This is a genomic window from Phycisphaerales bacterium, assembly GCA_016699835.1.
Lineage (GTDB): Bacteria > Planctomycetota > Phycisphaerae > Phycisphaerales > UBA1924.
This window is the reverse complement of record CP064987.1, coordinates 459,419-482,963: the sequence shown is the minus strand read 5'-3', so window position 1 is coordinate 482,963 and position 23,545 is coordinate 459,419. Positions and strand designations below refer to the sequence as shown.

Sequence of the window (23,545 nt, the reverse complement as noted above, 5' to 3'; positions counted from 1 at the left end):
GATGAACGGTAGCCGTCTATTTGTCATGCGGTGTCTCGGTCAACTCCATCCATTCCAGCCCGACGAGCAAGGCCTCGTCTCCCGGGCCGGCGCCCTGTCGGACTGTGGCCGAGGCGTCGGGGTTGCTGGGGTTGTTGCGCGAGTTCTCGAAGACACCGGTCGCCACGAGCCGTGTGCCTTTGGGGAGGTCGAGCGGAGTGGCATAGGCGTATCGAAGCTGCCAGCGCCAGTCGTAGGTGGGGCAGGTGAGGAGCCGCTTGATACTGCCATTGGGCAACGCCGCATCGATGGTGATGGAATGTCCGCGGGCGCGCATGTGGGGCGTGAGGGCGACGAGGCGCACGTCTTTGGTGAGCACGAGCGAGGCCGTGACCTCGGTGCTCGGCTCGCCGGGTGGGATCACGACGTCGGGTGTCGAGGCCATGAGCACGTGGCCACTGACGTTCGTGCGATTGTTCGTGCGGCTCTCGGTTCGCTCGAAGACCATCGCGATTCGTTGGGAGACGGTGATCAGTCGGCCCATCGGCCGCGAGTAGGTGTCGACGAGCAGGCTGGAGCCGGGTTCGATGGTGCGCGAGGCGCCTTGCGGGAACTCGATCGGCTGGTGTCCCGCGCCATAGGCGCCGAAGAACTGGATGCCACGCTCTTCCCCCGGGAGCGTGTTCCCTTCGGGCACAGTCACGCCCGGGGGGATGAGCCACGCGAGGGTGAGTTGGATGCTCCCGGGCTTCATGGGCTTGAACTCGATCGCCCGGACCTCGCGTGCCTCGTCGAGACGGATAGGCAGGACCGAGCGCGAGTGTTGCAACGGGCCATCGACCTCGAGGCGCATGCTCGGCGTCATGAGCAGCACATCCGGACTTCCAATCGCCCAGCCGATGGGGTGTGAGAGTGCGGCGGTCGACTCGTCGAGTTTCGGCTCGTCGTCTGGCATTCCCAGGGCGCGACCGGAACGGAGCCACGTGAGAAAGGTCTCTCGATCAGGCTCTGAGAGCGTTGGGATCGTGCGCCATGGACCTTCGCCCGCGGTCGCGACGCCATGCGAGGGAGGCATGATCCGCTCACGCACCATCGCCTCGATCATGGAGGCACGCCCCTCGATCGCGGCGACGCTCGTCATGCTGAAGGGAGCCGAGCCGCCTGTGCGATGGCAGGTGACGCAACTGCGAGCGATGATCGGGGCGATATTCGCGTAATAGGTCAGGGGCGTGTCGGCGGGCGACTCTCGCGTCGCTTCGGGGAGATCGAGGAGGCAGCCGGCGGCCCATGTCGCGGGATACTCGGGGGCGTGTCCCGCAAGTACGGCCTCGATGGCGGGGCGGAGGAACTCGCGGCTGGGCTGCTCCAGGGTCTCGCCCACGCCGAACTGATCATCGAACGCGCCGCGATATCGCATCACGCCTTGTGAGTCGAAGACGAAGATGTCGGTCGTGGTTCGAGCGCCCAGGGCGATCGTCGCCTTGGCCTCGGGGTCCATGATGATCTCGCCTCGATAATCGTTCGTGCGTGCCTGGCGTTTGAGGTCGAAGGGTGTGTCGGTGGGGATCGGGTCGAGTTCGACGAACTTCACGCCACGTTTGGCGAACTCGCGTGAGAGGGCGGCGAAGCGCGGGGCGTACTTCTGCGAGACCGGGCAGCCGAAACTCGTGATCGAGATGACGACGCACCGATTCACCTTGACCGCTTCGGAGAGGTCGAAGGTCGCGTCCGAGAGCGTGGGCATCACGGGCAAGTCCACGGCCCGCCCGACGCCGAGCGACGCCGGGTCATCGACCTTGGTGAGACGCTCGAGTTGTCGCGCGGAGGCTTCGGGAGAGAAGGACGTGGCGGTGGGAGTGGGCGATGGGGCGTGCTGGTCGCCCCGGCAGCCCGCCAACGCGATCGAAGTAATGATCGCGAGTCCAGGTGCGAGGCTCATTGTCATCCGTCGGCTCGAACGTCCATGATTCATGGTCGATGATACCGCGCCCCCCGTCGGGCGACGGTCTATGGCGCGTCCAACGGCTCGATTCGAGACGGATTCTCAGCCGCGAATCGCCTCTCTCGTCGAGCACGCTCAGTCGCCGCCGTGGCGCACCACGCCGCCGACGATCGTGTGCGTCACGCGGCCTTTCACCCTCCGCCCCGTGAAGGGCGTGTTCATGCTCTTGCCGGGCATGGCCTTCGGGTCGATCGTCCAGGTCGCCTCGGGGTCGATGATCGTGACGTCCGCGGGGCCGCCGACCTCGAGGCGCCCGAGTCCCATCGCGTCCAGCCCGCAGAGTCTCGCCGGCTCGATCGTCATCAGCGCGATGAGGCGTGGCCAGCCGATCAGGCCCGTCGCCACGAGCGCCTCGGCGTAGAGCGGCAGGGCCGTCTGCAGCCCGATGATCCCGAACGCCGCCTCCTCGAACGGCACGTCCTTCTCGTGGAGGGCGTGCGGGGCGTGGTCGGTCGCGAGGACGGTGATGGTGCCATCGGCGACGCCCTCGCGCAGGGCCATCACGTCGCGTTCCTCTCGCAGAGGCGGGTTCATCTTCGCCGAGGTGTTGTACCCGTCGCACGATTCGTGGGTCAGAAGGAGGTGGTGGGGGGAGGCCTCGCCGCTGATTCGATCGCCGATCTCAGCGCGGGCCTTCCGCAGGATCTCGACGGTGCCGCCGGACGAGACATGCTGGACGTGGTATCTCGCGTTCGCGATGCCGCTCGCCAATCGCACGTCGCGCTCGACGATCGACTCCTCCGCGATCCGCGGCCAGCCCTTGAGGCCAAGCCTCGTTGCCACGCTCCCCGCGTGCATCACGCTCCCGCGCGTCATCGACGGCTCCTGCGCGTGCTGCATGACGACGATACCCAGTCGTGCGGCCTCCTTGAGCACCTTCGCCATTACCTCGGCCGAGGCGATCGCGTCGCCATCGTCGGTGAATCCGACGGCACCCGCTCCCCGCATCGACGCGAGATCCGCGATCTGGTCGCCCTTGCGTCCGCGCGTCGCCGCTCCGACGCAGAAGACTCGCGCGACGCCCTCGGCCCGCGCGGTCTCGCCGATGCCCTCGATGAGCGCCGCCGAGTCGAGCGCGGGGATTGTGTTGGGCATGCAGCAGACGCTCGTGAACCCGCCGAAGACCGCGGCCTGGGTGCCGCTTGCAATCGTCTCCTTGTGCTCGCCGCCGGGGACGCGGAGGTGCACATGAGGATCGATGAGTCCGGGGACGACAAGCCGGCCCGCGGCGTCGATGACGCGGTCGGCGTGCCCCCGATCCAATCCGCCCTTGGCGCCAGTCCCGCTTCCGATCGCGACGATCGTGCCCGTCGTGTTCCCGGGTGAACACGAGACCGCGACGTCGGCGATCTGGTCCATGCCAGAGGCCGGATCGATGACCCTTCCGCCTTCGATCAGGATCGTGCTCATGCCGATGACCAGCGTAGCGCGGCCCTCCTCGAATCTCGTGGGGCAGGCGGCCCGCCTGCCCCTTCTCCTTCTACCCCATCTCGTGGCCCCTGGTGTCCCGGTCGTCCCTCGATCACGGCCCACACCCTCCCCAATGCCGCCGCCGCCGCGCTTTGTCCGGGGGACCGACCTACGCTCATGGTCCTCTCCGGCTCTGGCGTCGAAAGGCCCATGCCGCAGGACCACCGCGGGGTGTAGCGCAGCTTGGTTAGCGCGCTTGACTGGGGGTCAAGAGGTCGGGGGTTCGAATCCCCCCACCCCGATTTTCAGACGCCGAGCCCGCGCCAACGGCACGAGCATTGGCCCTCCCTTGGGCGCGACGTTCCGACTCTTTCTCCACAATCTCGCCCACCAGTACCACGCGCCAAACGCCCGACCCCACGTCCGCACGCCTTATCACCGCAAAAACGCGGCCCGGGCGGGGTTCCACGTCGCCATAACCGTGCGATGGATCGTCCAAGACGCCGATTGGATCGTCCCGTACGCCGATTGGATCGTCCCGTACGCCGATTGGGTCGTCCAACACGCGTGCTGGAGGGTTCAACATGCGTGCGGAAGAGTCCAACACGCGTGCTGGGGCCTTCATCACGCCGATTGGATCGTCCAACACGCCGATGGAATCGTTCATCACGCGTGTTGGATCGTTCTATACGCCGATGGGACTCCTCCATACGCCGATGGGATCGTCCCCTACGCGAGTGTGGCGGCGCCCCACGGAGGTCCGATCACGGGTGCCACGAGACGACGGCGGCTCTGGGCCGTCGTCTCGTGCCGCGGCGTCGATTCGCGTGGTGGAGGCGATACCCGTGCGGCAGAGCGGGGTGTCCGTCGTCGCACGACGCCCGGCATCAGTTGTCCCCCAACGCCCACCGCAAGTGGAGCCAACTGATGGCACCCAAGGCAGGGGTCAAGTCATGCCACCAGCCGCGGGAGACGGGATGGGGATACACGCGGATTCTCGGCGAACTGAAGAAGTTGGGCATCGCCAGCGTCTCGCGCTCGACGGTCGTGAACATCCTGCGTGAGGCCGGGCTGCCGAGCGGTCCTGTTCGTGGCGAGCGGAGTTGGGACGAGTTCCTCAAGGCGCACGCCACGACGTTGTGGGCCTGCGACTTCATGGCGACGCGCGTGCTGACGCGTCTGGGACTGCAGCCAGCGTTCAGCCTGGTGTTCACTCACCCGAAGTCGCGTCGGGCGCACATGTCGACGAGCACCACGAAACCCGGCGCCACGTGGCTCATCGATGCGGTCAGGGAGTTCGCGGCGAGTGTGCCGAGGGACATGAGCCCGCCATCGCTGCTGGTGCGTGATCGCGACAGCAAGTTCCTCATGGGTGAGGGCGTGTTCGAGCGCGAGTTGGGTGAGCGCGGGGTGCGGTCCATGCCGTTGCCGCGCCGATCGCCGAACCTCAACGCGCACATCGAACGGCTGATCCAGAGTGTCCGGGCCGAGTGTCTCGACGATTTCGTGATCCTCGGCACGGGGCACTTGGACTATCTGCTCCACGAATACGTCTACCACTACAACAGGGACAGGCCGCGCTCGTCGCTGGAGTTCGCGGCGCCGCTGGGTCGGAGGCCAACGAACCGTGCCGGGCTGGCTGCACGTGATCAGGTCCGGTGCCGAACGATGCTCGGAGGCGTGATCAGGCACTTCTACTGGACGGCTGCATGATGCTGATTGCGGGCTGTAATGGCCGCTGAATCTGGCGAGATGGATAATTGTACAGGAAGGACATGCGTGCAAATTATTCATTGCCCCAAATGCTCAAGTACAATACTGAGTAGTTTACGATTATTGTTAACGCCAAGAATGTCATGTACGCTCAGAACGCCACGATATTGATTTGGTCCGGCCCATCTAAGTGTGCTCTCAAGAATCGCAATTAACCCAAGGCACTGTGGGTCATCATAGGCTATGAGTGAGGTGATCAGTCGTTCTAGTGTTGGTTTAAAGTTATCGATAACAATATGGTTTCCGTCGTTCGGATATTTCACGTCTACCATATTGAGCCCTTTGAATTCCACATAGTGGAGATCGGCCTTTGAAAAATCTACGCTAAAGATCTCCGCCGGCGAGTATGGGGCATTATACTCATTTCTTGTAAAGCACACTTCATGTAACGGTCCTTCAAAGACGCATCTGTCGAAGGTGCTAGCTCCGAAGTCCATTTTATTGAGTTTGGTGTGTCGAAACAGACAATCTTTGAACTCTACATATGTAAAGTGTGATCCACGCATGTCCGCTCTTGTAAAGTCCACACAGTTATAACTAGTCCGTCTTCCATCAGAATGACACCCTAGATTCGAGTTTCGCAATCGAGTCTTGCGGAAACTGCAGTTGCGGATACTAGTCGACCAAATACGCCAATCTTCAGCATTGCATTGATCAAAGACGCAGTCCTCCAATACACACCCGTCGAAACGAATGTGTGGTAGGTTTGCGCCTGTAAAGTCTAGCAATCGTAGTTTTGCATTAGTTAACTGGAGGTAATTGTCTATCCGGTGAATGTGTTCGAACTGTGCTGGCAAGGCCTTGCCGCAATCGACCAAAGGGACAGAGATCTCGCTGAGGTCGATACGCCCATTACGACTAAGGAGACCCAGTCCATCCAACGTCTCATTATCTGAAAGTCGACGCCATATTTCACTATATATGTCACTCATGGTTACTCGATAAAATATATAAGCTGATTGCCTTTGCCGAAACTAGGCTCATATTTACGAAGGTGATTTTGCCACTGCTTGGGGGTTGTGACATCATACCATTCGTTTGTCTTGGCGGGTGGCGTGGGTTCCTCAGGTTTGGGTGCCATCAGTCGGTTGCTCTGGACCGACTGATGCACTCTCGACCAGTGTAGGAGTTGTGGCGTCCGCGCTCTCCCTGGTGGGTGCCACGAGACGACGGCGGCTCTGGGCCGTCGCCTCGTGCGGCGGTGTCGATTCACGCTGGCCACGTTTGGCGGACATGGAACGGTTCGCAAGGTGGCACACAGTCCGGAAGATGCGGACCACCCGCCTTCGAAAGAGGAAGGCGTGTCGGTCGCTGATCGTGCGCGGTATCCCTTGCGGCCTCGCCCAAGCAATCGAGATCGAGGCCGCCATTGTGTATCGTGCTGCTTGCGGCACGGCACGCCCCCATCGCCGAGACGAAGGGCGACTCTCCCTATACTGACGCACACATGCCGACGAGCGGCGCATCTTCGGCCTCGGTGCTGCACAGTGTCTCCCCGTTCCGGGTCTTTGTGCTGATTCTCGCGACCGTCTTCACGGTCGAGTTCATCATCATGCTCTTCATCTCGATGCTCCCCGAGGACGCCCAGAACAGCCTCTGGGTCTCGCTGCTCGATTCGACGCTTCTCACGGCGGCGCTCTGCCCGGCTCTGTGGCTACTAGTAGTCCGCCCCCTTCGCGCCCTCGTCGCCGAGCGTGGCGATCTGCTCTCCAGGGCGTTCTCGATCCAGGAGGACGAGCGGGCCCGCGTCGCGCGTGATCTGCACGATGAGTTGGGGCAGGCCCAGGCCGTGCTGCTGCTCGGGCTTCGTGCCATCTCGCGGGCCGAGACGCTTACGGATGCTCGTGAACGGGCCGAGTGGTTGCTGGAACCCGCCACCAACGCGATGGATTCCACCCGTCGACTGGCGCGCGGGCTGTCGCCGGCGATCCTCTCGGACTTCGGTCTCGCCATCGCGATACCGCGGCTTTGCGAGGACATCGCCCACGCGACCGAGATCTCTATCGAGTCCGACGTCTCCATCGGCGACCGGCGTTACACCACGCCTATGGAGATCGCGTGCTATCGCGTCGTGCAGGAGGCGATCACCAACGCCGCGAAGCACTCGGGGGCGCGGACCATCCGCGTCGTGCTGGAGCAGGCCGTCGATCGTCTCCGTGTCCGCGTGAGTGACGATGGCCGAGGCTTGCCTCGTGGCACGGAGTACACGGAGTCTCCATCGGGCCGTGGTCTCGGGCTTTCCGGCATGCGCGAGCGCGTGGTGCTGCTCGGCGGCGATTTCCGCATGACATCCAACCCCGGCCGTGGCACCACGGTCGAGGCGTCCTTTCCCATCGGAGTCCACAATCCATGAGTCCCATCACGATCCTCATCGTTGACGATCACGCGATGGTCCGCAAGGGCCTTCGCCTCGCCCTCGAGTCCCAGCCGGATCTCAAGGTGGTGGGGGAGGCGGGGAACGTGAACGAGGCGATGGACGCCGCCGGAAAGACCAAGCCCCAGATCATCACCCTCGACCTCACCATGCCCGGGGCCTCGGGTGTCTCGGCGATCGGGAAGATCCGCACGATGGTCCCCCAGGCCCGCATCATCGTCGTCTCGATGCACGACGACCCGGCGTATGTCCGAAGCGCCATCGCGATCGGCGCGTCGGGGTATGTCAACAAGAGCGCCGCCGACACCGAACTGATCTCGGCGATCCGGGCCGTCGCGAAGGGCCGCGTCTTCGTGGACGTCGGCGACGCCGCCACGCTCGAGTCGATTCTGTCGTCGCCCACGCCGTCGTCGGCCGGGAAGTCCCCCGTGGACACGCTGAGCGAGCGCGAGCGCGAGGTCCTCCAGCAGGTCGCGAAGGGATACACCAATCAACAGATCGCCGACGACATCGGCCTGAGCGTCAAGACGGTCGAGTCGTACCGCGCCCGCCTCATGAAGAAACTCGGGCTCAAGGAACGGGCCGACCTCGTCCGCCTCGCCCTGGAGATGGGCCTTCTTGAGAAGTAGCGCGGCAGGAACCCGCACCGGCCCACGGCCCGCCCGCTAAACTCCTCGCCTATGGCGCGCCTCCACGAGCACCAGGGCAAAGCGATCCTCTCCAAGGCCGGCCTCCGCGTCCCGCGAGGGCGCGTCGCGCGCACCGCCGACGAGGCCCGCGCCGCCGCCACCGAACTCGGCGTCGAGAAAGCCGGCGTCATGGTCAAGGTCCAGGCGTGGACCACGGGCCGCGCCGCCGCGGGGGGGATCAAGAAGGCGACGACCGCCGCCGACGCCGCCGACCACGCGTCGCGGATGCTCACTATGTCCTTCGGGCGCTTCCCCGTGACCGAGGTGCTGATCGAAGAGTGCATCTCGATCGCCCGCGAACTTTTCGTCTCCATCGCCATCGACGAGGCCGCCCGCGCCCCGGTCATACTTCTCTCCGCCACCGGCGGCAGCGGCGTCGAGGAGCGCGCCGACGCGACCTCGCGCGTCTCCTGCCACGTCGTCAAGGGCCCCAACCCCGACGAACTCAAGGCCGCCGTCGCGCGGCTGAATCTCCAGATCGACGTCGCGCACGATGTCCAGCGCACCATCGTCCGCCTCTTCGAGATCGCCAGATCCAACGACGCCCGCTCGCTGGAGATCAACCCCCTCGCGATCACGCCGGCGGGCGAGACGATCGCCGCCGACTGCCGCATCACGATTGATGATTATGCCGTGGCGCGCCACCCGGAACTCGGCATCGAGATCGCCCGCGAACTCGACCACCCGCCGACCGCGCTCGAGCGCGTCGCCTACACCATCGAGCAGCAGGACCACCGCGGCACGTTCTTCTTTGCGCAAATGAACAGTCAAGCGAATGGCGAGGCCGCGCAAGGCAGCAAGGGCCTCATCGGCTTCCACGGCGCCGGCGGCGGCGGCTCGATGATGTCCATGGACGCGATCACCGCGGAAGGCTTTACCATCGCCAACTTCTGCGACACCAGCGGCAACCCCTCGCCCGCCAAGGTCTACCGCGCCGCCCGCGTCATCCTCTCCCAGCCCGGCCTCGTCGGTTACTTCGGCTCGGGCTCGGGCGTCGCCAACCAGGAGCAGTTCTGGTCGGCGTATGGCCTCGCGAAGGCCTTCTGGGAACTCGAACTCTCGATCCCCGCGGTCGTCCGCCTGGGCGGCAACACCGAGGACCGCGCCGTCGAGATTCTGCACACGTCAACCAAAGACCTCCCGGCGAAGGTCGAAGGATATAAGAAGACCGACACGCCCAAGGCCATCGCCTCGCGCTTCGCGACGCTCGTTGAGGAGCACGTGAAGAAGAACGGCGCGAGGGCCGCGTGGACGCCGCGCGAGCCGCGCCGACCCGCCTTCGTCGGCTCGACGCACGCCGTCTCGTTCGAGATCAAGAGTGGTGGGGGTGGTGGGGGAAGCGGGGGGGGTGGCAGTCGAGTCTGGATCGACCTCCACGCGTGGAAGACCAACGCCCGCGCCATCATCGCGCGGTCGAATGGCCTACTGAAAGACGACCATGGCCGCCCCGCGATGGCCGTGCCCGCTGCGGAGTTCGCCAGTAAGGACAGCGACCTGATCGCGGCCGAGGTCGAGTGCCGCCGCGACGGCGTCGAGGGTCTGTTCGTCGTCCTCGACATGCCCGCGAGTCTCTGACGCGAGATGTCGTTGGCCAGCGCCGCCCGTGCTCACCTATCATCGCTCTTGAGCCACGTTCGGATCAGGACGTACGCGTAGGCGATGATCCAGAACGCGCCCCACGCGATAGCCGCCATGGCCGCAGCGGAGCGTCCCTCGCTCATCGCCCGATACTCGTTCGTTTGTTCTGGACACCCCCACATCTCATCCATCGAGATGTAGGCCAGGGCGGTGTAGGTCTCGTACGTCGCACCCGCCGTCACCAGAATCGCCACGGCTAACCAGGCATACGCACGAGCCGTCGACCATCGCCGGATCGTGTGCCCGCGACGGGAGTCCACGGCCCCGCACTCGGGACAGACTCCCGTGTCGATTCCCGTGAGGTCGTACTCGCACTGTTTACATCGCGGATCGTGATTGGGGCTTCGCCACGGTCGATTGATGCGGACCAGCCCCCACGCGGTCGCGATCGGCACGCACCCCCATGCCGTTAACATGATGAGCGACTCGGTGAGTGTGCCTGGAGCCTTGAGCAGGAGCACGGCAACGACGATCAACACGACGCGCCGGCCCCACATCCTGGCTCGCAAAGAACCCGCGTGATGTCTCGCGACTGGCGTCTCCACGACGAGGACTGTAGATCCGTGAAGAACCTCAACGGAACGAGAAACACCCCGCGCCGGCGTTCCGGTCGCGGGGTGCAAGAACGGAGTTCGTGATGGTCGTCCCGCCGATTTACGCCGCGGCGCGGATCGAGGAATCACCAATCGGCGCCGGCGCCGTCTGCACGACGGTCGCGAAGCGCGCTGCATTGCCCGCCCCCCCCGACCCCATCGCCACGCCGAAGGTCACGGTGAACTGGGCCGGCTCGCCGAAGGACGTCGAGCGCACGGCGCGGATCTGGTATGTCACCGGCGACGAGGCGCTCCCCTGCGGCAGGGTGTCGTCGACGAAGGAGCGCTTGCCCGACGAGCCGATGAGCGCCCACACCCCGACGTTCGGGTCGCCGATCACGCGGCGGACCTCGTAGAGCGTCCCGCTCGACCCCGACGGGTTGTCGCACTTCCATCGCAACGTGAGGGCGCCGTTCTCCAGGAGCCCGACCTCGAACTCATACGCCTTGCCCGGGGGGGGAATCGTCCCGGGGGTCGCGGGGGCGGGGATCTGGGCGAGGACATACACGTTCGGATTGTTCTTGCTCTGGGCGTAGTTCCGAATGGTGTCGATCATGTCCGACCCCGCGCCGGCGCCGCTGTGCATCGCCTTGACGGCGTTATGAAAGGCCGTGGTCGCGGCCTTCGACGCCTCGCGCGCCGACTGCGCCGCGTCGTAGGCGTCGCGGGCCTCGCCCACGAGCGTCGCCAGGGCCGCGACGGCGGAAGGGTCGAGCCCGATCTGAACAGCACTCGTCGTCCACGGGCCGATGTGGGCCTCATAGAACTCGATCTTGCCAATGCGAGAATCAGGAAACAATGACATGGAAGATACTCCCGGCCCGACGAGGGGCCCTTGTACTCTCTTCGATCCGCCCGGCGGGATGGGCCGCACCCCTCGTGGAAGACCCCGCTCGCGCCCGACATCGGACACGAACCCGCGACGCCTCCACGCGATGAGCCGCCCCTCGCAAGTGGTCTCTCATCGGCCGAGAACCACGCCCACGCCAGCGCGTCTCATCGAAAGGCCCGGGCCCGACCCGGAATCACGCCGAGTCCCCCCGCATGACCCGCACCGTCCCCCCAGTCGTCACGACCGACACCGATAGTGCATCCCTCGTCTGTCGTTTTCGGACGCTCATGGGACGATCACGGGCCGTCGTCGATGACCAACGACACGTCGTCGATGACCAACGACACGTCGTCGACGACCAACGACACGTCGTCGACGACCAGCGACACGTCGTCGACGACCAACGACACGTCGTCGATGACCAAGGCCGTGTCGTCGACGATGAACGTCACGTCGTCCGGAACCGACGACGCGTCGCCGACGACCACGGTCGTGTCGTCTGGAATCGACGACGTGCCGTCGAGGACCAACGCCATGGCGTCTCACGTCGAGGAGAAGTCGCCGGGTGGCGTGACCGGGCGGTCCCGCGGACGGTGGACCCGCCCCACGCGAGGACGTCCGGTCGCCGCGCCCCGAGGCGATGGCCCAGGTCGCCAAACGTCTCGGGGCACCCGGCTCGAATGCGATACCATACCCGCATGGATGATCGCGGCACACGGAAGTACCAGGTAGTTTCCCTCTTCTCGGGGGGTATGGGCCTTGACTTGGGACTAGATAGAACCGGACGGTTCGAGGTGGTCGCGTGCGTTGAGAAGGAACCGGCGTTCTGCGCCACGATTCGGAAAAACCTCGCGGCTGGACGGCTGAATCCATCGCTCAAAGTGTTCGAGGGAGACATCTCAGGCATTGAACCCGCCGACCTGCTCGCCGCAATCGGGCTGAAGCGTGGCGAGGTTGACCTTGTGGTGGGCGGGCCTCCCTGCCAGTCATTCAGCACTGCCGGAAAGCGGCGCACTACTCAAGACCCGCGAGGTACGCTCCTCTGGCAGTTCCTTCGGTTTGTGGAGCATATCCAACCGCGATTCTTCCTCATGGAGAACGTCCGCGGCATTCTCTCCGCCGCGCTCCGGCATCGCCATATTGCCGAGCGCCCCGAGAAAGGCGGTTCACCTCTGGATGTTGACGAGCAACCCGGCTCCGTTGTGCGGCTATTCGCCTCAGACCTCCAACGCTCGCAAGAGGCGAGTTACCACATGGATTGCTTCGAAGTGAACTCCGTGAACTACGGAGCGCCGCAAATTCGAGAACGGGCCATATTCATCGGCAACCGCTACAACGCGGTAGTTGACTTCCCCGATCCGACTCACGGTGCGCCTTGGGGAGAGGACGAGTCCGAAGGGCCAGGGAGCCTCTTTGATGGTCCGAAGGCCGCGCTCAAACCTTGGGCGACCCTGCGAGACGCGATTGGCGATCTACACGAGACGAACCCAACCGTTCTCGACTTTAGCCCGCGAAAGAAGGGCTTCCTTGCGATGGTTCCTCAGGGGTCCAACTGGCGGAGTCTCCCGGAAGAGGTTCAGCGTGAGTCGATGGGACGCGCTTGGTTCGCCAAAGGTGGAAGGTCGGGATGGTGGCGGAGGCTGACATTCGACCTCCCATGCCCCACTCTAGTAACGATGCCAAATCACGCGAGCACCTCGCTTTGTCATCCGGTGGAGACTCGCGCCCTCTCAATCCGCGAGTACGCGAGGGTGCAGGAGTTCCCCGACGATTGGGAGTTTGCGGGCCGGGTCGGAGAGCAGTACGCCCAAGTTGGGAACGCAGTCCCCGTGCGGTTGGGCACGGTGGCCGGAACTGTCATCGCCGAGTCTTTGGACAAACTCGCGGCTCGCCGATGGTCGCCCTATGCGAAGGCCCCGACGAACTACCGTATTGTCTACGTCCAATCGCACGTCCGAACCCGCCAGTGGTTCAAGGATGGGGAGACGTTCGTTTGGGAAGACGGCGCGGGCAAGGAAGACGCGACGTATTCAGCGCCAAAGACGCTGCGCAAGGTCAACACAATAGGCTAAGGAACGGAGTCCACATGGCGCGAGGGCACGCGGGTCTACCACGAGCAGAGCGAAGAGTCTTCAAGAAGTCCGAACTTCTCGCCGCACTGCGCGCGGTAGATGCAGATGCCGGTTCAACCGCGCGCGTGCTGGCGTTGGAGAACGAGTTCCGGCGTCGCGTCCAGATACACGTCGATTCACTCCCCGCCGAAGATGCCAAGTTCGAGAAGTTCAACACAAGCCCGTTTGTGCTGATGATCCATTGCATGATAAACGGCTACAGCCGGATAAGTCAGATTGAGAGCGACATCCTCCCCGCGAAGCAGTTTTCGTCAATGGAGACATCGGCAGGTCGGATGGTCGAAGCGGTGGCGCTGCCCGCCTACGGGTGGGAAGTGGTGTTGAGTGAGATGCACTCTGCGAACTCCGCATTAGACGGGAAGCAACTCTCCGGAGACACCCTCCGCCTTGCGACGCTGAAGAGTGGTCCGCGATGCTTGAACGATGAGATGAGCGAGAACTTAGCAGATTCGATAATCTCCCGGTACCGCGCATGGGCGACGGATGCGGGTGTCCGAAAGATCGACTTCACCTATGGGGTGCTCTACGGAACGCCCAAGATATCAAACAAGAAGGACTGGCACATTCTTCGAAACATCGGGGAGAAGATGCCCGCCGGATCAATGACCGTCACTCCCGATGGTCGATGGGATTGCGCCTTCACAAGGGACGGTATCGAGGTCAAGGTGGCGGTACGGATCGGACTTGATTGGTGGGTGCATCTTGGCGGAAGCATTTGTTTGACAGAGATATGCGCGGCGATGATTCGGGCGTGCGTGCGGCCCGGAGACGCGGACCCCACCACCCAGACCTACGCAATCTCTGACCTCGCACAGATTGTCTCTACCGCCGGAGTTCTCTCCGACTTCAACGTGGCGGTGCTTCAGCGCAGTCAGTTGGCTTGGCTGTTCTTTCTCGCCCGGCATTTCTGCGACACGCTCGAAGAGGCTTGAAGCGGCTCTACGGGATTCTCGGCCGGGTGCCCCGAGACGTTTGGCGGCACTGGGCCCTCGCCTCGGGCGTGTGCCATGCCGAACGCCCACTCGTGGGGCCTCTCAGCCGTCCGCAGGATCGCCGTCTGCCAGGACCGCCGTCCGCCAGGACCGCTGTCTGCCAAGACCGCCTGTGCCGCGGCACCCGGCTTGGTGAGCGCGCTTGGCTGGGGGTCAAGAGGTCTCGGGGGTCGTGGGGGGTCGTGGGGGGTGGGGGGGGGTGGGGGGGAGGAGATGATTACTTCGTGAGGTCGAACCGGTCGAGGTTCATCACCTTGTCCCACGCCGCGACGAAGTCCTTGACGAACTTCGCCTGCCCGTCGGCACAGGCGTAGACCTCGGCGATCGCCCGCAACTGGGAGTTCGAGCCGAAGACCAGGTCCACGCGTGTGCCGGTCCACTTCTTTTCACCACTTGCCCGATCGCTCCCGACGAAGACGTCGGCGTCCTGTGAAGAGGCCTTCCACTGGGTGTCCATGTCGAGCAGGTTCACGAAGAAGTCGTTGGTGAGCGTGCCCGGGCGATTCGTGAAGACGCCGTGCGAGTTGCTCGCGCCTCCCGCCCCCCCCGCGTTCGCCCCCCCCGCCCCCAGCACGCGCAGGCCGCCGACAAGGACCGTCATCTCCGGGGCCGTCAGCGTGAGCAACTGGGCCTTGTCGATGAGCAGGTGTTCGAGAGGGGGGGCCGGGACTGAGAACTTGCGCTTCTTGAAGTTGCGGAAGCCGTCGGCAATGGGTTCGAGCACGTCGAACGACGCCGCGTCGGTCTGGGCCTCGGTCGCGTCCATGCGTCCCGGCGTAAAAGGGACGCCGATGTCGACGCCGGCCTTCTTCGCCGCCTGCTCCACGGCGGCACACCCGCCCAAGACGATGAGATCCGCGAGCGAGACCTTCTTCCCCCCGGTCGCCGACGAGTTGAACGCGTCGCGCACGCCCTCGAGGGCCTTGAGGACCCTCGCGAGTTGGGCCGGGTTGTTGGCTTCCCAGTCCTTCTGGGGCGCGAGGCGGATGCGGGCGCCGTTGGCCCCGCCGCGACGATCCGAGCCGCGGAAGGTCGAGGCCGAGGCCCAGGCCGTCGAGACGAGTTCGCCGATCGAGAGTCCCGTCGCGAGGATCTTGGCTTTCAGCGACGCGATGTCCTTCGCGTCCACAAGCGGATGATCGCACGTGGGGATCGGATCCTGCCAGATGAGGTCTTCCTTGGGGACTTCCGGCCCGAGGTATCGCGCCTTGGGCCCCATGTCGCGGTGCGTGAGTTTGAACCACGCCCGCGCGAAGGCGTCGGCGAACTGGTCGGGGTTCTCCATGAAGCGGCGCGAGATCTTCTCGTAGGCCGGGTCGAAGCGCAGGGAGAGGTCCGTCGTGAGCATCGACGGGGCGTGCTTCTTCGAGGGATCGTGCGCATCGGGGACGGTCCCCGCGCCCATCCCGCCCTTGGGCCGCCACTGGTGCGCCCCCGCGGGACTCTTGAAGAGTTCCCACTCGTATCCGAAGAGATTCCAGAAGAAGTTGGCGCTCCATTTCGTCGGCGTCGTCGTCCACGTGACCTCGAGCCCGCTGGTGATCGAGTCGCCGGCCTTGCCGGTCTTGAATGCGCTCGTCCAGCCCAGCCCCTGCTCCTCCAGCCCCGCGCCCTCGGGCTCGGCCGCGAGGAGTTTCGCGTCGCCCGCGCCGTGGCACTTGCCGAAGGTGTGCCCGCCCGCGATGAGCGCCACCGTCTCCTCGTCGTTCATCGCCATTCGCGCGAATGTCTCGCGGATGTCGATCGCCGCCGCGACCGGGTCGGGGTTGCCGTTGGGCCCCTCGGGGTTGACATAGATCAGGCCCATCTGCACGGCGGCGAGCGGGTTCTCGAGGTCGCGCTTCCCCCCCCCCGCCGAGTACCGCTCGTCGCCGAGCCAGGTCTTTTCGGCGCCCCAGTAGATGTCCTGCTCGGGCTCCCAGATGTCCTCACGCCCGCCGCCAAAGCCGAAGGTCTTGAACCCCATCGACTCGAGCGCGACGTTCCCCGCGAGGATCATGAGGTCGGCCCACGAGATCTTCTTGCCGTACTTCTGCTTGATGGGCCAGAGCAGGCGTCGCGCCTTGTCGAGGTTGACGTTGTCGGGCCAACTGTTGAGTGGCGCGAAGCGCTGGCTCCCGCGTCCGCCGCCGCCGCGTCCATCGCCGGTGCGATACGTCCCCGCGCTGTGCCACGCCATGCGGATCATGAGCGGGCCGTAGTGCCCGAAGTCCGCCGGCCACCACTCCTTCGAGTCGGTCATCAGCACGGTGAGATCACGCTTGACGGCGGCAAGGTCGAGCGACTTGAACTCCCTGGCATAGTCGAACCCCGCGTCCATCGGGTCGGACTTCCCCGAGTGCTGGTGCAGGACGTCGACATTCAACTGGTTCGGCCACCACTGGCGGTTGGTTGTGCCCTTGGTCCCGTGCCCGAATGGGCATTTGGTCTCGGTTGTCATCGATGTCCTTTCCGTCACACGACGAGGCGACTCCCCGTCGCGACTGATCATGAAGAGTCCCAACCCGATTGGCCGGTCGTCCTAGCCTAGGGATTCAGTGGCGAAGAGACTCTCGCGCGTTCCAGCAAGTCGCGTGGAGCCGGTTCACCACACATCGCCGTGTGGACTCATGTTCTACCGTCGATGCGGCGATCGCGACGATGGACGATCACGTGGACGTTCGCGTGTGCGGCCTCGATCACGAGGCGCTTCGATCACGTGTTCGTGTTGATTCGGATATGGACTTTGCTGGACACGCGGGCCGTGCGATGCATCGAACCACGCGGACGTATCTGGGACTTCATCTATCAATCGTGGGTGACCTTGGGCATGTCGTCCCAAAAATGCAAAGAGCCTCGGAAACTCCGAGGCTCATGCGAAGCGAGGCGGACGGGACTCGAACCCGCAACCACCGGATCGACAGTCCGGGACTCTAACCAATTGAGCTACCGCCCCAACATGTGTCCCCGCGGCTTCCCGCCGGGACGTTCACAGTAGTCTGCATTCCGTGTGGGTCAAGCCCGAGGCCCGCGTGGGCCATGGGCAAGATGAGAGCCGGTGCCTACTTGGCCGCCGCGGGGAGTTTGACGCCCCCATCAGCAGGCTTGGCCTGGAGGCTCCACCAGTTGCCGTCGACGCCGACCTTGCTCCCCGCCATCCACATCACGACGCAGGCCGTGAGGAGGAAGAGGACGGCCAGGGCCATCATCGCGACGTGGACATCCAGCGAACTGCGGCGGCTCGCCCGGGCGTTGGGCATCTGCATCCCGAACTGACTCATGCGATTCTCCTGTTCCGGGATGAGGGATTAGCGAAGGCGCGACACGACCATGTCGCCCGCGCGGACCGAGCCGCCCAGCGTCGTCTCGGCGACGGCGTACTGCAGGTCGGTGTTGCGGACGACGAGGTTCGCGATCCAGTTGCCGTCACGGACGACGTAGAACTTCATGTTCTCCGAGACGCCGTTGTTCGTGCCGCACGTCAACTTCACGAGTGTCTTGTTGGCGCCCGCGTCGTTGCGGACCTCATCAACGCGACCGGAGATCAGGGCGTTGGCCTCAAAAGGCTCGCTGCGGGCGCTGGTGCTGCCGATCGCGCTCGCGGGTACGGCCGTCGCCGTCGACGCGACCTGCTGCTGGGCCGAGGTGAGGCTCTCGCGGAGGGCGCGGATCGTCTGATCCTGGACCTCGTTGCGGCTGAGCGCGTCGGAGAGGCGATCCTCGAGCGCGGCCAGTTGCGTGCGATAGTTCAGTTCGTTCGCGCGGAGCATGCGGAGTTCGTCGTTGTTGGAGGTGAGCAGCGTGTTGGCGACCTTGATCTGGTCGCTGAGGTCCTTGATCTTCGCGATCACGCTGTCGCGATCGGTCTGGGCCTTGGCGCGCTCGGTTTGGAGGTTCGCCATGTCGAGTTGCAGGTTGGCGATGTTCTCGTCCTTGCTCGCGATCTTCGACTCGAGAGCCGTGATCGTGTTGCGGAGTTCGGCCTGCTCGGTCTGCCACTGGGCGCTGCCCGCGGTGAGGCTCGCCTCGGCCGCCTGCTTCGCCTGAAGGGCCGACTCATAGTCCGTGCGGATGCGATCCGTGTTCGCGGCATAGGCGATCACCAGCGCAGAAAGGAACACGCTCAACACCGTCGCGATCACCATCAAAATCTTGGCCAGTCCGGACACGGGATGCTCCTGACGTTAGAAGGATTCATCGGCGGGCACAACCGGTTGAACCACGCTCAACCCGTCGCCTGCATCTGCTTCGGCTCTTCGCACGGGCGGTCGGCCTCCTGCCGATCCAGAAATCCCATGTTCCTCGCCGATCCTGCCTCGCCTGCGACGCGAACCACGTCACGCCCGGCGCGTGCCACAAGAATACGGCGGCAGGGGGCTATCCGGCCAGGAACCGACTCCGGTTCCTCTCCACGGCCACTCACCACCCGCAGGCGTTATGTACCAGACTTCTGCGGGCCTGTCAATCGGCCCCCCAACCCATCCCCAACATTTACCGCAAATTCGAATCGGAGCTCAAACCGCTTCGCCAGCGCATTCGGCTACCTCACGATATTCAGGATGCCCGTCGCTGCCGCCACAAGGACCCGCTCGTCCGGGTCTCGCAGCATCTCCGCGAGGACGCCCAGATTCTCGCGATGTCGGGTCTCGCCATAGACCGACGCGACCTGCATACGGACCATGGGGCGATCGTCGGATCGGTACTGATCACCAATGAAGTCCCCCTCGACATTCCCGAGTTTGGCCAGGGTCGATGCCCCGAGAAGTCGAATCTCCGGGGGCATGTCGTACGCGTTGTCGGTCCGCCGCTCGATCAGGGTGATGATCCCCGAGACGCTGCTTGTGTCCTTGACCTGGCCGAGGATCTGCATGGAGAGGGCGGTCATCTCGAGGTCCTCGGGGGCCGCCGGGAAGAGGGCCGCCCGGATACCCGCGAGTTCGGAATCATCGCCCAGTTTGATGAGGGCCTCGGCGACCTGCATCTGGAAGAGGCGGACCTCGGCCTCGGACGCGCGCGCCGGGACCTTGCCCATCGCATCGCGGAGCATGCCCTGGGCCGAGCGGTCGCCGATCTCGCCGAGGATGTACGCCGCGTGCGCGCGCAACTTGAGTGAATCATCGCTGACGAGCATCCCGCCCAGTGGCGATCGATCGACGGTTTCGTCACAACGAACCATCGCGAAGATCGCCGCCGCCCGGACGTACTCAGAAGGGTCGTTGAGCAGCGTCCTAATACTGGGCATGGTCTCGCGGAGGCGCTCGCGACCCGCGCCCATCGCCGCCACAGCACGGACCGCGGCGCTCTCGTCCTTGGTGGCCTTCGCGATCACTTCGGCCGCGCGAGCCGGGACTTTGGTCAGCCCCTCGATCGCGTTGGCCCGCACCTGCGGGTCGTCGTGGTCCGCCATCGCGACGAGCACGCCGACGGCCTGCTCACGCAACTGGTCGAGGGCCAATCGGTCGAAGGTGGTGGAACGCAGCGTCGCGAGCGCCGGATCGGCCTTCACGCGCGTCGCACGCGGCTTACTCGAACACCCCGTCGCGGCCACGCACGCAAGAGCGACAATGATCGCCGTCATGCCCACGCCGTCGCGGATTTGCTTAATGCTCATGGGACCACCATAGTGCCTTGGACGGCTATGGGTTCGCGCCGTCCGCCTAGAGCCGTTTCCTCCGCCCGACGAATCCGACTCCAAGCCCCAGAACCAGCCCCGCGAAGGCGATCCAGCCCACGAGATCGCCGATCTGGCCATACAGCGTTGGTCTCGTCGGCGGCGTGGTCTGTCCGTTCACGAAGCCTGCCTGGTCCGCGAACGGCGTCCTGATCGGGGACTTCGACCACCGCTCCGCGTCGGTGACTCGTCCCCGCGCGTCGATCACGCACGAGATTCCCGTGTTCGCCGAGCGGACCATGCCGATGCCGAGTTCCACGGAGCGCCAGCGGGCGATTTGCAGATGCTGCACCTTGGCCGCGAGCGACGGGCCGAACCAGCCGTCGTTGGTCAGCGTGACGATCAGATCCGCCCGGCGTGTGCCGTCCGAGTTGTAGCACAGCGTTCGGCAGACGCTCGCGACCGTCACCTCAAAGCAGATCGGCGTGACGCATCGCACCGTCGTGCCATCGCGCGCCATGATCGGAAAGACCGTCGGCTCGGTCCCCGAGCGGAGATCGAGCGACATCCCCGATGCCGCCACGCTCTCCAGCCACGAGCGGACCTTCGGCAGTTGCTCCAGATACGGCACGGTCTCACCGAACGGCGTCGGTTTCATCTTGTCGTACCGAAGCGAGGAGAGCGCCCCCTTCTCGACAAAGAAGACGCTGTTGTATCTGCCGCGGAACGACTGCTCGATCGAACCGTCCTCGTGTACCGTGACGTTCAGTCCATCCAGATGCTCATCGCCCACGAGCATGGGCACGCCGACACGACTCTGGAGTTGCAGGAGTGTGTCGGTGAACTCGCGGATGGGGATCCATTGGTCGGGCTGCCCATCACGTCCGGGGATGCGGCTGCGGATCTCTTTCTTCTCATACTCGTCGACCGCGCTCGGCGTGAGTGTCGGCCCGGGCATCATCGTCTCGGGCCACACGATCAGGTCGGGGCGATCACGCTCCTCCAGCCCGATCGACGCGTCCTGGGTCATGTCCGCGAGATGCCGGAACTCCTCGATCTCGCTCGACGAATCGCGGCCCCATTCCAGTTTGTTGCTCTGCGGCACGTTGGTCTGGATCAGAGAGACGCGGAGGGTTGGGGCCTTCTCGAGCGCCGGACGACCGAGGAACGCCGCGGCGAAGAGGCCCGCGACAATCACCACCAACGCGATGCCGGCGAGCCGTGTGCGAGGCGAGATCGAATGAAGATCCACGAGTGCCGCGGCGGGAACACACGCGAGCAGCGAGACGCCATACACGCCCACGAACGCGCCCGCCGACGAGAGGATCTCCGACTCGATGAGCGGATGGGCGACGAAGGCCCATGGATACCCCTTCATGAAGACCTCGCCTCGGAGGAACTCCACGCCGACCCACAGCAGTGGGAGGGTGACCGACGCGGGAAGCCTCGACGCCCATGCGAAGCGGGAACGCGAGAATGACTGCGCCGCCGCCACGAAGACGCCCGCCCACGCCGATTGCACCAGACAGAGCGGCACAAACCCGATCGCCGTGACGTCGAAGATCCACCATTCGGTCACGAGCCAGAAGGGCATCATCCCCGCGATAGTGCCGAGCGCGTTCCAGCGGATGGGGCCATCGAGTAGGGCGATCCTGAACATCGCGAAGGGCGCGAGCAACGCCAGCCACCAGATGTTCGGCGTCGGCATCGCGAGCCACATCAGGAGGCCGTGCAGGCACGACCACGCAGCGGCCCGGAAGAACACCCGGCGTCGCGAAAGCGATATCGAGTCGCTCGCGAGCGATTGCTCGGGGGTCTTCGGATTCTGGTCCTGGCCGGGCATCACTTGCCGGCGTAGTCGATGATGCGGGCGAGTTCGCTGCGGAGTTGCCCGCGATGCACGACGCGATCCACGAGGCCCGACTTCTTCAGGAACTCGCTGCGCTGGAACCCCGCGGGGAGTTCCTGGCGGATCGTCTGCTGGATCACGCGTGGCCCGGCGAATCCGATCAGGGCATTGGGCTCGGCAAAGCAGACGTCGCCCAGCATCGCGAAGGATGCCGTTACACCGCCGGTGGTCGGATCGGTGAGGACGGAGATGAAGAGCCCACCGGCGTCATCGAGTCGAGCCAGCGCCGCGCTCGACTTGGCCATTTGCATGAGCGACAAGCCGGATTCCTGCATGCGTGCGCCACCCGAGCACGACACGACGATCAGGGGCAGGCCCGTCTTCGTCGCTTCCTCGATCGAGCGTGTGACCGTCTCGCCCACGACCGAGCCCATCGAGCCCATCATGAACGTGAGATCGAGGCAGCAGACCAGAGCCTCGCGGCCCTTGATGAAGAGCCGACCGGCTTTCACGGCGTCGATCGTCCCGGTCTTGATCTGCTCCGCGGTCAGTCGGTCCTTGTACGCTTTGAGGTCCTTGAACCCCAGCGGGTCGCACGGCGCCAGTCCGGCGAAGAGTTCGACGAACGAATCGGGGTCAGCCAGTTGGCGGACACGCTCGGTCGCGGAGATGCGAAAGTGGAAGTCGCACTCCGGGCAGACGTGGAGGTTGGCCTCCAGGTGCCGTCGGTAGACCATCTTGGAGCACGATGGGCAGCGGAGCCACAACCCCTCGGGGATCGCCGACCGCCGCGCCGGCCTGACCTCGTTCCACGAACGAGATGGGGCGGAGGCCGGGGGTTTGGAAGTTGGGGCTTGGGCCATCAGTCGAGTCCTTCGGGAATCGCGTTGCGGCGAGTCGGGATTGTTGTCTTCGGCCATTGATCTGTCCCAGGACCAATAACCAAATCTTTACCCGTATATTAGGCAACCGTTCGGGCCGTCCGCCGCTTGACCTTGAGCACCGCGGGATCGATGGAGATCATCAGATTCGATTCCGGAGCCTTGAGGAGGTCCCAGAACTGCACGGTCGGGATGTCGCCCAAAGCACATACCGCGGTTGCCCAGGCCAAGGGGCGAAGAACCACGGCGACCGAGCCCTTTGAGCCCGCACGACCCGCGCCTCGCCCAATGGCCGCCAGCAGCCGCTCGCGAGCATCGGAGAGTGTTTCGGCTTCCGGGAGCGCCACCGAGGCCGGGTCGGTCTTCCACTGGCGATACATGGAGTGGAACCTGGACTGCGCATCGGCCTCCAGCATTCCTTCCCAAAGACCCAGCCCGATCTCGTGGAGTTCTTCGATAGCCTTCTGGTCCACACGGTTGGGGCAAGATTCGCCCACGATCCGGGTCGCCGAGATGCTCGCGTCGTCCTCGGCCGAGAGGATCACGCGGGTGTCGACACGCAATCCGGCTCCGATTTCACGGAGATTCGGTTCGCTCGAGGGACAGAGTGGAATATTGCTCAGGCCGGCAAATCGCCCTTGGGTTTCCCAGAGACAGTTGCCGGTTCGGATGAGTTGCAGGATCAGGGGGATTGGCTCCGCCATGCGTTTCCGTCCGTGGAAGGCGCGTGCTTCCGTTGTGTGGGGGGGGTCGAGGGCTTCCTGCCCTGACCGACAGGGAGGATCGTACTCAATATCCATCCCGTCATCGG

19 protein-coding genes and 2 tRNA genes are annotated in these 23,545 nt (G+C 64.6%); 7 read left to right on the top strand and 14 right to left on the bottom strand.

Annotation, left to right across the window (positions count from 1 at the left end):
* Positions 1-16: 16 nt before the first annotated feature.
* Both IPK69_01930 and IPK69_01925 read right to left on the bottom strand, forming a co-directional pair.
* Positions 17-1,924: a redoxin domain-containing protein gene (locus IPK69_01930; protein QQS09407.1), complete on the bottom strand. Its 1,908-nt coding sequence runs from the start codon at positions 1,922-1,924 to the stop codon at positions 17-19.
* Positions 1,925-2,056: 132 nt separating this feature from the next.
* The gene (locus IPK69_01925; GenBank protein QQS09406.1) at positions 2,057-3,391 is read right to left on the bottom strand and encodes a dihydroorotase; all 1,335 of its coding nucleotides are present in this window, start codon (positions 3,389-3,391) and stop codon (positions 2,057-2,059) included.
* Positions 3,392-3,618: 227 nt separating this feature from the next.
* Here IPK69_01925 and IPK69_01920 point away from each other — a divergent pair.
* A tRNA-Pro gene (locus IPK69_01920) sits at positions 3,619-3,693 on the top strand.
* A 625-nt stretch (positions 3,694-4,318) separates the two neighbouring features.
* A complete protein-coding gene (locus IPK69_01915) occupies positions 4,319-5,104 on the top strand; it encodes a transposase (protein QQS09405.1) in 786 nt (261 codons plus the stop codon).
* A 77-nt stretch (positions 5,105-5,181) separates the two neighbouring features.
* Here IPK69_01915 and IPK69_01910 read toward each other — a convergent pair whose 3' ends face one another.
* Complete coding sequence (locus tag IPK69_01910) at positions 5,182-6,096, bottom strand: pentapeptide repeat-containing protein (GenBank protein QQS09404.1); 915 nt, start codon at positions 6,094-6,096, stop codon at positions 5,182-5,184.
* Positions 6,097-6,611: 515 nt separating this feature from the next.
* Between IPK69_01910 and IPK69_01905 the strand changes: the two genes are divergently transcribed.
* From IPK69_01905 to IPK69_01895, 3 genes are read left to right on the top strand one after another with little or no spacing between them, the layout of a single operon-like run.
* Positions 6,612-7,517 carry a sensor histidine kinase gene (locus tag IPK69_01905; protein ID QQS09403.1) on the top strand — a complete coding sequence of 302 codons (906 nt, stop codon included), beginning with the start codon at positions 6,612-6,614 and terminating at the stop codon, positions 7,515-7,517.
* On the top strand, positions 7,514-8,167 hold the full coding sequence (locus tag IPK69_01900; protein ID QQS09402.1) for a response regulator transcription factor: 654 nt from the start codon (positions 7,514-7,516) through the stop codon (positions 8,165-8,167). Before IPK69_01905 ends, IPK69_01900 begins: the two co-directional genes overlap by 4 nt.
* A 51-nt stretch (positions 8,168-8,218) precedes the next feature.
* Complete coding sequence (locus tag IPK69_01895) at positions 8,219-9,802, top strand: acetate--CoA ligase family protein (GenBank protein QQS09401.1); 1,584 nt, start codon at positions 8,219-8,221, stop codon at positions 9,800-9,802.
* A 32-nt stretch (positions 9,803-9,834) separates the two neighbouring features.
* Here IPK69_01895 and IPK69_01890 read toward each other — a convergent pair whose 3' ends face one another.
* The 3 genes from IPK69_01890 to IPK69_01880 form a co-directional block, all read right to left on the bottom strand.
* Positions 9,835-10,362: a hypothetical protein gene (locus IPK69_01890; GenBank protein QQS09400.1), complete on the bottom strand. Its 528-nt coding sequence runs from the start codon at positions 10,360-10,362 to the stop codon at positions 9,835-9,837.
* A gap of 157 nt (positions 10,363-10,519) precedes the next feature.
* Positions 10,520-11,263: a hypothetical protein gene (locus IPK69_01885; GenBank protein ID QQS09399.1), complete on the bottom strand. Its 744-nt coding sequence runs from the start codon at positions 11,261-11,263 to the stop codon at positions 10,520-10,522.
* A gap of 323 nt (positions 11,264-11,586) precedes the next feature.
* On the bottom strand, positions 11,587-11,826 hold the full coding sequence (locus tag IPK69_01880) for a hypothetical protein (GenBank protein QQS09398.1): 240 nt from the start codon (positions 11,824-11,826) through the stop codon (positions 11,587-11,589).
* Positions 11,827-11,988: 162 nt separating this feature from the next.
* Between IPK69_01880 and IPK69_01875 the strand changes: the two genes are divergently transcribed.
* Together IPK69_01875 and IPK69_01870 are read left to right on the top strand one after the other, a co-directional pair.
* Positions 11,989-13,362 (top strand): DNA cytosine methyltransferase, encoded by a 1,374-nt coding sequence (locus IPK69_01875; protein ID QQS09397.1) that lies wholly within the window; start codon positions 11,989-11,991, stop codon positions 13,360-13,362.
* A gap of 14 nt (positions 13,363-13,376) precedes the next feature.
* Complete coding sequence (locus IPK69_01870; protein QQS09396.1) at positions 13,377-14,354, top strand: hypothetical protein; 978 nt, start codon at positions 13,377-13,379, stop codon at positions 14,352-14,354.
* 277 nt (positions 14,355-14,631) lie between these two features.
* Here IPK69_01870 and katG read toward each other — a convergent pair whose 3' ends face one another.
* The 8 genes from katG to IPK69_01830 form a co-directional block, all read right to left on the bottom strand.
* On the bottom strand, positions 14,632-16,854 hold the full coding sequence (katG, locus tag IPK69_01865; protein QQS09395.1) for a catalase/peroxidase HPI: 2,223 nt from the start codon (positions 16,852-16,854) through the stop codon (positions 14,632-14,634).
* Positions 16,855-17,275: 421 nt separating this feature from the next.
* Positions 17,276-17,349 (bottom strand) — tRNA-Asp (locus IPK69_01860).
* 106 nt (positions 17,350-17,455) lie between these two features.
* Positions 17,456-17,674 (bottom strand): hypothetical protein, encoded by a 219-nt coding sequence (locus IPK69_01855; GenBank protein QQS09394.1) that lies wholly within the window; start codon positions 17,672-17,674, stop codon positions 17,456-17,458.
* Between the two features lie 27 nt (positions 17,675-17,701).
* On the bottom strand, positions 17,702-18,562 hold the full coding sequence (locus IPK69_01850; GenBank protein ID QQS09393.1) for a hypothetical protein: 861 nt from the start codon (positions 18,560-18,562) through the stop codon (positions 17,702-17,704).
* A gap of 371 nt (positions 18,563-18,933) precedes the next feature.
* Entirely contained in the window at positions 18,934-20,004 is a 1,071-nt protein-coding gene (locus IPK69_01845; GenBank protein ID QQS09392.1) for a HEAT repeat domain-containing protein, read from the bottom strand.
* Positions 20,005-20,050: 46 nt separating this feature from the next.
* A complete protein-coding gene (lnt, locus tag IPK69_01840; GenBank protein QQS09391.1) occupies positions 20,051-21,847 on the bottom strand; it encodes an apolipoprotein N-acyltransferase in 1,797 nt (598 codons plus the stop codon).
* Positions 21,847-22,716 (bottom strand): acetyl-CoA carboxylase carboxyltransferase subunit beta, encoded by an 870-nt coding sequence (locus IPK69_01835; protein QQS09390.1) that lies wholly within the window; start codon positions 22,714-22,716, stop codon positions 21,847-21,849. The genes lnt and IPK69_01835 overlap by 1 nt, the downstream gene beginning before the upstream one ends.
* Before the next feature lie 98 nt (positions 22,717-22,814).
* The gene (locus IPK69_01830) at positions 22,815-23,438 is read right to left on the bottom strand and encodes a histidine phosphatase family protein (GenBank protein ID QQS09389.1); all 624 of its coding nucleotides are present in this window, start codon (positions 23,436-23,438) and stop codon (positions 22,815-22,817) included.
* Positions 23,439-23,545 lie beyond the last annotated feature (107 nt).